Origin of the sequence: Nitrosomonas sp., from assembly GCF_019752415.1 — a bacterium.
Taxonomy (GTDB): domain Bacteria; phylum Pseudomonadota; class Gammaproteobacteria; order Burkholderiales; family Nitrosomonadaceae; genus Nitrosomonas.
Genome location: NZ_JAIEME010000061.1, coordinates 1 through 11144, shown reverse-complemented (window position 1 = coordinate 11144; position 11144 = coordinate 1). Strand labels below are relative to the sequence as shown.

Here is an 11144-nt window from a genome sequence, read left to right as displayed (position 1 = left end):
GCAGGTTTGTAGTTTTGTGTCATATTTCTTCTCCTTTAAACAGAACATAATGTGTCCGTTCAAAGGGGGCAACTCCAGTTCACCCATTAGAAGACGAAAAACAGGGGGAACCTCAAATTTAACTCCGCTGAAACAAAGTGCGAAGTTTATTGTCGGATAATATGCAAATAATCAACTATTATAAATTCTTAGTGATTTTATATGTGGATAATTAGCTTTGTAATATTTGGTTTTTCTGTTTAATATATGATTGTTTTTTTTACATATATTAGTGTATTTTTCGAGGTGATACTTTAGGTGTTAATAGGTGTTAAAGTTTCTAATTTAATTGTCGTAGCTAATAAGGAATGATCACTCGATCTAATTAATGGTGTTTTGTGTTTAATGCATTGATATGTAAGACACGCTGAGAATTGTTTCAGTATATATTTGCAACTATAAAAGGAAAAGTACTATGGTATTAACATATGCACGGATGACATTGATTGGGTATATGAGTATTTTAGCTTTGGTTCTTGCAGCTTGCGACAGTGAGTCTAAAGAAAAAAAAACTGGACAAGCCTTAGTTAGTGTTAATGGCAAGGAAGTTACCATGCTTCAACTTAATGATGAAATAAAACGTGCCAATATTCGTCCTGATCAGTATGAGGCAGCTAGCAAACAATTATTAGAATCACTCATTGCTCGTCAATTGATTATGGACGAGGCTATAAGTAACAAACTTGATCGGACTCCCGATGTCATGCAGGCGCGTGAACGAGCTAATGCTCAAATTATTTCACAAGCTTACATGCAAAGTATTGTAAGTAAAGTTGCTAAACCATCCAAGGCTGAGATTGATGATTATTACCAAAACCATCCCGAATATTTTTCACAACGCAAACAATTTGATTTAACGATAGTGCGCATTGCAACTAAGGATCTTGATGATGAGCTAAAAAAAATCATAGAAGCAGCTAAGTCTCTTGATGAAGTTGTAGCCTGGCTTGATAAAAGTAAAGTACAGTATCTTCGTAACTTAGCATCCCGTAGCACCACTGATCTACCATCTCAGATGGTGGCAATGATGCAACAGAAAAGTAAAGACACTATTTTTATTATCAACGAGCAAGAGAACAGTTTGCTTATGTCCGTTAATGCGATCATGGATAGTCCGATCACAGCTGCTGTTGCAGCACCGCAGATTGAGAAATTTTTGATTAATCAAAAATACAAGGAAGCAACCGATGCAGAAGTTGCGCGCTTACGCACAGTAGCAAAAATAGAATATTTTAATGATAAAGCGTCAACATCCAAAGCGGAAAAGACTGCTACCCAATCAACAGTGTCTCCCCCTCCGGGTGTTACTGATAATTTAAATTTAGCAGAGCCGGTTTTGGAAGGGACAATTGAGCGTGGTATCATGGGAATAAAGTAGGTATAAGTTTTTACTAGAAGAATTAATTTTTTATCAATATATTGCGTTGTGAATTGTGAACTAAGGATTATAGGCAAATGATATATATTATGAGTAAACTGAAGATTCTGATGCTCTTTACATCACTATGGATGATTTGTATTGGCAGCGTGATTGCCGGTGAGACTCGGGAAAGTGTATTGGGGCCTGGAGACACATTGAAAATATTTGTCTATGGGCAGCCCGACCTCACTACTGAAACAAGAGTGAGCGAAATAGGAGCTATAACTTTTCCCCTATTGGGCGAGATATTAGTAGATGGATTAACTCCTTCTGCAGCAGAACGCAAGATAGTAAATCTACTGAAGAGTCGTGATATTCTGCGTAATCCACAAGTAAATATCTTGACTAGTTCGTTGCAGAGTCAGATGGTATCGGTACTTGGCTCAGTTCGGAACCAGGGGCGTTATCCAATTGAAGGTAAGCGTAGCCTGACCGATATTCTTGCTATAGCAGGAGGAATATTGCCAGAAGGGGGTGATCTAGTTACCCTGATTCGTTTACATGGGAATAAATTTTCTAAAGAAGTGATTGATGTTATAGAGATGGTTCGCTCTGGTGACTTAACTCGAAATTTGAATGTACAGAGTGATGATCTTATCTACGTTGAGCGTTCGCCCCGTTTTTATATTTACGGGGAAGTTCAACGCCCTGGAACTTATAGACTTGAGCGTAATATGACAGTTATACAAGCGCTGTCGGTCGGCGGTGGATTGACCCAGCGCGGTACTGAACGTGGTTTACGGATTCAGCGTCGTGATGCTGAGGGAAATTTACAAATATTAACTGTTCAATCTAGCGATTTTGTTCAGCCTGATGATGTGGTTTATATTAAGGAGAGTCTGTTTTAATATTTATTATCGGACTGACAAGCTGTTAATTATAAATCAATTATTGTAATTAGATAAGGTTTAAACTGGAATTTTACATATGGATCTTTCTCGATTCTTTCTTATTATATTAGCACGCCACAGACTTATCTTGCTTACACTTATTGTGACTGTAACGACCACTTTGGTTGTGAGTCTGTTATTGCCAAAAAATTACAAGTCGGTATCAAGATTAGTGCTTGCTCATAAAGGGGCTGATCCTGTTACGGGTGTGATAATGCCCGCACAGCAAAATGCAAGTTACATGGCAACTCAGTTAGATATTATTAAGAGCAGCAGAATTGCATTGATGGTGATAGATCAACTAGGGCTTGATCAAGGTGAAGCTGTAAAAGTACAACATGAGAATAGCAAAAGCAACAAGGTGTTGCGTGATTGGTTGGCTACCTGGTTAGTTAATACTGTGAGTATTGACGCCTCGCGAGATAGCAATGTAATTGGCATTAGCTTTAAGGGTGCCGATCCTGCGTTTACTGCAATGGTTGCAAATGCGTATGCAAATGCTTATCAGGAGATGAGTATTCGTCTAACTGTTGAACCTTCACAGAAGGCAGCAGCCTATTTTACTGAGCAGCTTAGCGTGCTGCGTGACAGGTTGGAAATAGCACAGAAGAAACTATCTCAGTATCAACATGAGCAAGGGATCGTCGATGTGGATTATCGTCTTGACGTTGAAACAAAACGGCTGAATGATCTCTCTAGTCAATTAATAGTTGCTCAAGCAGAAGTAATGGGGGCAGTATCCGGAGCAAGTAATGATAACTCCAGTGGTGAGAAAAATAGTATTAGTAGAAATCCAATGATTAATAACCTCAAGTTAAGCCTGACACAGGCGGAGTCTAATTTTTCTGAAATTTCACAGAAACTGGGGCGCAATCATCCCAGTTACGCGGGAGCAAAAGCGGAGGTTGAGAAACTGAAAGCAGAGCTTACTAAATATATAAGAATCGCCACCAATACTGCTATCAACCAGGAAAGTGGAATACGCGCGGCACTTGAAGAGCAAAAAACTAAAGTATTGACTCTGAATCGAGCGAGAGATGAACTGCTCCCACTTGTTAAAGCTGTGGAGGGTGCTCAGCAGGCATATGACAGCGCTATGCAACGTTTAAACCAGACTAATCTCGAAGGGCAATCTAATCTATCAAGTGTCTCGATAATCGATACAGCAAAAATTCCTGATACGCCGGATAGTCCAAAACTATTGCTCAATATGATTCTGTCAGCATTTCTGGGTGGTGCACTAGGATTGGGTGTTGGCCTGCTAGCTGAGATGCTTGACCGGCGTGTGCGTTCTGCAGAAGATTTGGTCGATATACTTCAGGTTCCGGTGCTAGGTATTATAAAGAGGAAGGAACCTACACGAACGCGCCTGTTGCAATTAGCTTGGCCACGTTTGATACGATGAATCTCTAGATCCAGGACAGGAAAGTAAAATGAGTATTCCAGGCCCCTTAGAAACAAGAAGTAATGCTGATCCTAGCACTATCAGAATAAATACACCCGCCTTTCGTAAATTCAGCATTGGGCACATGCTGCTTGATATGGGGAAAATTACACCTGTTGAAGCAGAACGTGTACTGCGGTTGCAGAAAGAAAGCGGCATGCGTTTTGGTGACGCTGCACTAAAATTAGGTCTAATAACTGAGGCAGATATCCAGTTAGTCTTGGCACAACAGTTTGATTATCCTTACCTATTACCTGGGCAAGGAAACCATCCACCAGAGCTAGTAGTTGCTTATCAACCATTTGGTGCGCAAGTGGAAGTTTTTCGTGCGGTGCGAAGTCAGTTGATGTTGCGCTGGTTTACTTCAGGACATAAAGCAATGGCAATTGTTAGCTATAATTCCGATGATGGAATAAGCCTTTTTACGGCTAACCTGGCCGTAGTATTTTCTCAGCTTGGAGAACGCACATTGCTGATTGATGCTAATTTGCGGTATCCGCAGCAGCATGAAATCTTCGATTTAAAGAATAAACAAGGTTTGTCTGATGTACTTGCCGATCGTGCTAATATTTCTGAAGTAATTGCCAGAATTGATTCGTTTATTGATCTTTCAGTTATACCGGCAGGAACGCTCCCACCCAATCCTTTAGAGATTCTTAACCGTTCTACATTCGATAAACTGAATGAGCAACTTGCAAATCAGTTCGATGTTATCCTTTATGATACTACAGCTTTCTCGAATGGAGCAGATGCACTTGCTGTCGCAGCCCGTACAGATGGTGTATTGATAGTCGCGCAAAGAAATCGTACCCGCCTGAATGATATAAATGTTATGAATGAGCAGCTTAAAGGCAGTGGTGCTGAGGTAATCGGTTCCATTCTGATAGAATAATTCCATAATAATTAATAGACAAATGATTGCTATCCCCTACAAACTTCATACTGAGAAAAAAATTATAGCAAACTGGTTGCCCGTGCTGCTAGGGTTGTTGGTTTTATATGTACCTACTTTCTACGGTCTTGCAAATGGAATTTGGACTAAAGAAGAACAAGCGCATGGTCCAATTATATTGTTTCTCTCACTCTGGCTTATTTATCGCAAGTGGCCAGAAATGATGAAAGCAAGTGGAAGACAATCCACTTCAGTTCTTGGATGGGTAATTTTTTTTATGGCTCTTTTACTTTATATTATAGGTCGTTCTCAACAGATAATAATTTTTGAATTAGGTTCTTTTGTTACAGCCCTAGCTGCTATTTTGCTTATCAAATGTGGAAGCAGTGCTTTGAAATCTATGTGGTTCCCAATTTTTTTCTTGTTATTTATGATTCCATTGCCTGGCACATTGGTTAGTTTACTTACTATGCCGATGAAAATGGCGGTTTCTTACACTGCAGAGAATATTTTGTTCTGGGCAAATTATCCGATAGCGCGTAATGGCGTTATTTTGCAAATTGGACAATACCAACTTCTTGTCGCCGATGCTTGTGCTGGACTCCAAACACTGTTGACTTTGGAGGCATTGGGGTTGTTTTATTTGAATCTTGTTCACCATACCTCAATCTTTAGAAATGTGGCATTGGCTATTCTTATTATACCGATTTCTTTTACTGCTAATGTTATTCGCGTTATGGTTCTCACTTTGATTACTTTTCATTATGGTGATGCCGCTGGACAGGGTTTTTTGCATGGATTTGCTGGGATGGTTTTGTTCATTAGTGCACTGATACTTATTCTGGGAGTAGATTCAATACTGCAATATTTTGCTAGAAGACAGTCCATGTCCATAAATGCCACTTAATTTGCAAGTAATTGTCAATAAATTACAAAATATATAAATCCATGGAAGTTTTATAATTTTTGTAACATTTTTTGTAACATTTTAGTTATTTTTGATTAATACGATATTTATATATCGGATGAATTCTATTGTACTAAGGAGTATTAATGAAAAAATCTTTAATCACCAGCCTTATTCTAGGTGTATTGATGGTGTCATCAGGTGCTTTAACAATGGCATTAACCCCTACCGTAAGGATTGCGGATCAGCAGGAGATGGTAGATCTAGAGGTTTTGATTCCTGTTCACTTTGGGGATTGGCAAATCGATAAAACCATTATACCTCTTCAAGTGGACGCAGAGACACAGGCCCAGCTTGATAAGATATATAACCAAACTATATCAAGGACTTATATTAACTCCCTGGGCGAGCGTATTATGCTTTCAGTGGCGTATGGTGGTGATCAGAGCGACAATTTGGCAGTACACAAACCTGAAGTATGTTATTACGCACAGGGTTTCGAAATAATGAAGATTTTTACTGATGAACTGCTTACAAGCTACGGAAAATTACCGATAAAGCGTTTGTTGGCGATTAAAGGTAATCGTAACGAACCTATCACTTACTGGATCACCGTTGGTAACAAAGCGGTTTTGCCAGGTATCGATCAGAAATTACATCAATTGCGTTATGGCTTGACCGGGCGCGTGCCTGACGGTATGTTGGTGCGCGTTTCTTCCATAGATAATGATAAAAACAAAGCCTATCAGCTCCAGTCTATTTTCATACAGGATTTGTTAACAGCGGTTGACGTCAAGAAACGCGTCAGACTAATAGGAGCTTCTGAAGTATAAAATGCAAAATTTGTTGACGTGTTGATACATCCACAAGAGCAGTCGGTTGGAGTATTGAGCTTTTTACATTGTAGAATTAAAGCGGTATGCTGTTCAGAGAGAATAAAAAAGAAGCGCGAAGGGATGTTGGTGTCGACTATCTGGAACGATCTATTTTACAGTTTAAGCAAAAAGGATATGAAGCGGTCTGGGTAATGTCGAAGTGATGTGTTTTCGCTTGAGGCTTGATTGAATTTCTGAGCAACTTTGGTAAGTTCTTAGAACGCGTAAAGGAACATATGTATCTAGATGTAGTATTTTACTGAGAATTCCAAACCCGATCAATTTGTTGTGTTTTGTCAGTGATTCTTTATGGAGAGAGTAGTGCAAATTTTGAGCACTCTCGTTGGTTTATAGAGTAGGTGATGGGGCACTTTCGACCGTATAGCTTTGAGGAAATCGATGTTTGGTACGTGGATGACTCATACCAATCCTATTGTAATTGGAAACGGATAATATATTTTTGGTCAATTATATATAGCCAGGTTGCGACCAAGATTTGTAGAAGCCCTTTGTATAACTTTTAGATGAAAGAATAGTTAACGTGTAATGAATTATTTAACCTTCCAAGTCAATCGGAATATATAGTTTATATGTAATAGAAACGATTTTATTTTTTATTTTTTCTACTGTGGAAAAATTCCAGTTACTGGAAATGTTGCTATGCCTATGATTGCTTGGTCTGGTTTGATCGAAGATGACATAAAAGTAATACTACTGAACGGAATAAATTAATTTTTATGAAAGCATTGACTTTGTTAGAAACTAATAATCCAGGCTCGAGGGTATTTCCAATTGTTTTGATGTTGATTGGTATTTTGTGCATTTCTGTGTTAAGTGGCGTAGCAGCCGCATTCGGTAATTTATACATTCTGATAATTTTGTTGGCTCTATATGGTCTTTTTTTCATTCTTGTCGCACCTACAGCCTGGATGGTATGGCTCATATTCTTTGTGACGTTCTTGATTACTGGGCCAATTTCATATTTCTTAAAATTAACCCAATTTCAATGGCTTAGTGCTTTGATGAGTGTGGCATTGTTGTTATCTGTGCTACTCTATCTGTTACGCAGCAAAACTAGCATCTCACCAATCATCATTTCAAGTGACTTTTTCTGGCCTGCTATCTTTCTATTGTTGGTAACTTTCTCCACTGTTATTGACCAACCCCAATTCGCGGATTTTGTGAATGCATCACGGCACTATTTTTTAATGTGGCCTTTGATGCTGGTCTTCATGTTAGGTTTGGTTCGTCAGGAAATGGTGGTGCAGTTGTGGAGAACCCTTATGATTGTGGCGATACTGCAGCTACCCATGGCGCTTTATCAATATTTTTTTGTGGCTCAAAAAAGTACTCGGCTTTCTCCTTGGGATGCTGTAATAGGCACATTTCATGGCGATATCGATGGCGGCGGAGAGAGTGCTGGGATGGGTTTTATGTTGTTGATTGCCATGCTAACAGCCATTGCGTTATGGCGTGGTGGTAAGTTAAATGGGGTATGGGTGGCTTTGGTCGTGGTGACGAGTCTTGGCACGATGGCTCTGGCGGAAATCAAGGGAGTGGTTTTACTGATACCGGTTGTTATTGGTTTGTATTACCGTAGAGAATTTTTGCGGCGGCCCTTAGAGTCGGTCATAGTCTTGATCGTTTTATTCTTACTGGTTATCGGCCTGCTCACAGTCTACGAAAAGCTTCACTATAAGAATACTGTTAAACAGACTTCAACTTATGATCGGATAATGATGCAGTTTGATCCAGAGCTAAGATCTAGTTCGGGGAATGAATTGGGGCGAGTTAGCAATTTAGGTAACTGGCTGGACATTAACGTTAAGAGCGGTGACCTGCAACACAGCTTGTTTGGTTATGGTATGGGTGCAACTTTTGCCAGTAGAATTGGTACTGGTGAATTAGTCCATCGCTTCTCCTCTAAACCTAACACATCCAGTACTACTATTCTGTTATGGGAGATTGGTATTATGGGGCATTTGGTTTTTATTGTTATTTTATTATCCGGTGCTCGTACTTCAGAACTCGCTGCTAAAAATGAATCTGTCCCAGAAATACACCGCATTCTGCTCAGAGTAGGTACGGTCGGTCTGCTGCTTCTCGCCGTGACGTTACACTATAGAAATTTTCATTTCTATTCTAATCCCATACAGTTTCTTATGATGCTCATGCTTGGGCAAGGGGCTTATTGGTCACATTTCATAAGTAACAATCTCGACCATACAGATGTAAAAACAATTGATAAGTCCCGGGCTCTGCCAGAAGTAATTTAACTGCCGATATACTAAAATGTACTTTCTTAATGAGTAAAAGTTATGAAATTAATTGGTTAAATTTGATAAGCGAGATGCCGTAGAGAAGGCAAGTTACTGCTTGTGGAAGATACATTTGTCATATTGTATTTAAAATGAAATCTAGGCCTGGACTGTTAGTTGGAGCGATTGTAAAACTTCATTATGAAGACAGCGAAAGAAATAGAGGAACATACGACATTGAGTTTGAGCAGGTAGGTTGCGACAAAGACCATATACATATATTTTGTACGGTATACGAGAGTTTTGTGCCAGGATAGATTGCTAAGGAGTTCAGAAGCATCATATTGCTAGAGTTGATTATGAAACAGCCAGATTAGAAACGAGATCCGCAGGAATGGTGAGAGTCCTTAAGGGGATGGTTATCATGCTGCAACTGTAGGAGAAAGAGCGGACTCTGGAAGCGGTATGTAAAGAATCAAGGTAAGCCAAAAGAAGAACTGCATCAGTTTGATGCTTTTCTAATACACCATGATCTTGCTACGGAGTTGTTTATTGTTAGTTACATTATGAAAAATTTTATACTGAGCTATAGATGAAGGTTAATTTCATTGGTATTGGAGCACAAAAGTGCGCATCTACCTGGATACATGGTGTTCTATCTGATCACCCAGAAGTTGGAGCCTATCCAGGAAAAGAGATTGACTATTTTTCAGACTATTATAATCGTGGTTATCAATGGTATGAAAGGCAATTAGGTAATGTTGATTCTGTGAGAATGCGAGGCGAGGTATCCACTTCATATTTTACTGATAGTGATACCCCTAGTCGCGTATTTCTCTATAATCCAAATATGCGAATCGTACTTTCTTTACGCGACCCGATTGAAAGAGCTTACTCCAATCATTTAAATGAAATTAAATTATGCCATTTGACTGGTCAGAATCTTGAATTTGAGAGCGGGCTAGCGAATAACCCAATGTACCTTGAGCAGTCGCACTACGGAAAGCACCTTGCGCGCTGGTTAGCAATATTTCCAAGAGATCAGATATTAGTAATTTTTCAGGAGGAAATTCGTGATGCCCCCTTCACGCAAGCAAGGAATTTGTATCGCTTTTTGGGTGTGGCTGAAGATCATCAATCCTGGTTTCTAGAAAAAAAAGTAAATGAAAGCCGAATTATCAAAAATACCGGGGCGGATCACTTTCTTAAATACTTAGGGAAACTGGGCCGATCCATAGGGATTGGTGGAGTAGTGGAGGCAGTTAGAAAAAATGATTTGGTTGGGCGCTTGCGCCGCAACTATAATCAGATTGAATTACGTCAAGTGATTCCACCCATGCGCGAGGACACCAAGATATGTTTGCAAGATATGCTGGCTGATGATATGCGCGAATTGGCACATCAACTTGGGCGGAAAGATTTGCCTTGGCCAAGCTGGATGGCGTTGTGTAATAGATCAAATTGAGGGAGAGTTTTATGCCAGTGACGATGCTTATGTACCATGTAATTGCGACTCCAGAGAATGCTGCTGAGGCTCGATTTTGTCGAACTCCAGATGAGTTCCGGAAGGATATGGAGCAAATTCGGCAGGCTGGCTACCATGTCCTTTCTTTTGCGAGAGTATTGGATGGGATAGCAGGTAAAATTAAGCTCCCAGATAAGGCTGTGGCGATAACATTTGATGATGGTGTAGCATGCGCATATGAAAACGCTTTGCCGATACTGCAGGAATTTGATTACCCGGCTTCAGTTTTTGTTGTAACCGGCCGGGTAGGAGGATATAACGAATTTACTGATGCTTTTGGATTTCCACGCAGGCGCATGCTCACCGTCAATGAGACTCGTGCTTTGGCTGGATCTGGCGTGGATATTGGCAGCCATACTGTTAACCATCTGTGGCTTGGCAAAACCAAGGACTCTGTTGTAATTAAGGAACTTCAGGATAGCAAGAAGGCATTGGAGGATATACTTGGTCAAGAAGTGCCGCATTTCGCATATCCCTTTGGAAGCTGGAACCTGCCGGTCCGGGATGCTGTTATAGAGGCTGGCTATACAGGGGCATGCTCGACTATATCGGGGCGCAATCATAAAGGGATAGACCCATATATTTTACGCCGTTCAGAAATTAAGGGGAGCGATTCGCCTTGGCAATTTCGCTTAAAGCTAAAATTTGCAACCAATGATATGCCACCAATTTCTGACGCACGCTATCTAGTGAGTCAAACACTGAAGAAATGGAGCTAATTTAGCTACTGTGTATGGTGTGGATTGTTAATAAAAGAATTTTTGTTTTTTCTTGTGAAAAAAGAAAGCGAGAGGGTAGTTAGTGACTGGCGATTGCTATCTGCTGTTTGTTTGTGAGACTGTGTTTAAAGATCTAAGGTGCAAGGCTTGGGGGGATTATGAATAAAATAAACAG

10 protein-coding genes are annotated in these 11144 nt (G+C 40.0%); all 10 read left to right on the top strand.

From position 1 onward, the window contains the following. The first annotated feature begins 454 nt into the window (after positions 1-454). The 10 genes from K2P83_RS10165 (at position 455) to K2P83_RS10125 (ending at position 10969) form a co-directional block, all read left to right on the top strand. Positions 455-1417: an EpsD family peptidyl-prolyl cis-trans isomerase gene (locus tag K2P83_RS10165; RefSeq protein WP_292928824.1), complete on the top strand. Its 963-nt coding sequence runs from the start codon at positions 455-457 to the stop codon at positions 1415-1417. 89 nt (positions 1418-1506) lie between these two features. Then, complete coding sequence (gene epsE, locus K2P83_RS10160; RefSeq protein WP_292928822.1) at positions 1507-2307, top strand: polysaccharide export protein EpsE; 801 nt, start codon at positions 1507-1509, stop codon at positions 2305-2307. 79 nt (positions 2308-2386) lie between these two features. Next, positions 2387-3754: a chain length determinant protein EpsF gene (epsF, locus tag K2P83_RS10155; RefSeq protein WP_292928820.1), complete on the top strand. Its 1368-nt coding sequence runs from the start codon at positions 2387-2389 to the stop codon at positions 3752-3754. 28 nt (positions 3755-3782) lie between these two features. Beyond that, positions 3783-4685 (top strand): chain length determinant protein tyrosine kinase EpsG, encoded by a 903-nt coding sequence (gene epsG, locus K2P83_RS10150; protein WP_292928818.1) that lies wholly within the window; start codon positions 3783-3785, stop codon positions 4683-4685. A 22-nt stretch (positions 4686-4707) separates the two neighbouring features. Then, positions 4708-5592, top strand: a complete 885-nt coding sequence (xrtB, locus tag K2P83_RS10145) for an exosortase B (RefSeq protein ID WP_292928816.1) — start codon at positions 4708-4710, stop codon at positions 5590-5592. Positions 5593-5738: 146 nt separating this feature from the next. After that, entirely contained in the window at positions 5739-6425 is a 687-nt protein-coding gene (gene epsI, locus K2P83_RS10140) for an exosortase-associated protein EpsI, B-type (RefSeq protein WP_292928814.1), read from the top strand. 779 nt (positions 6426-7204) lie between these two features. After that, on the top strand, positions 7205-8743 hold the full coding sequence (locus K2P83_RS10135; RefSeq protein WP_292928812.1) for a hypothetical protein: 1539 nt from the start codon (positions 7205-7207) through the stop codon (positions 8741-8743). Positions 8744-8877: 134 nt separating this feature from the next. Beyond that, positions 8878-9042 (top strand): hypothetical protein, encoded by a 165-nt coding sequence (locus tag K2P83_RS14335; protein WP_363279534.1) that lies wholly within the window; start codon positions 8878-8880, stop codon positions 9040-9042. Positions 9043-9317: 275 nt separating this feature from the next. Continuing rightward, positions 9318-10190, top strand: coding sequence for a sulfotransferase (locus tag K2P83_RS10130; protein ID WP_292928810.1), 873 nt, complete (start codon positions 9318-9320; stop codon positions 10188-10190). 11 nt (positions 10191-10201) lie between these two features. Then, entirely contained in the window at positions 10202-10969 is a 768-nt protein-coding gene (locus K2P83_RS10125; RefSeq protein ID WP_292928808.1) for a polysaccharide deacetylase family protein, read from the top strand. Positions 10970-11144 lie beyond the last annotated feature (175 nt).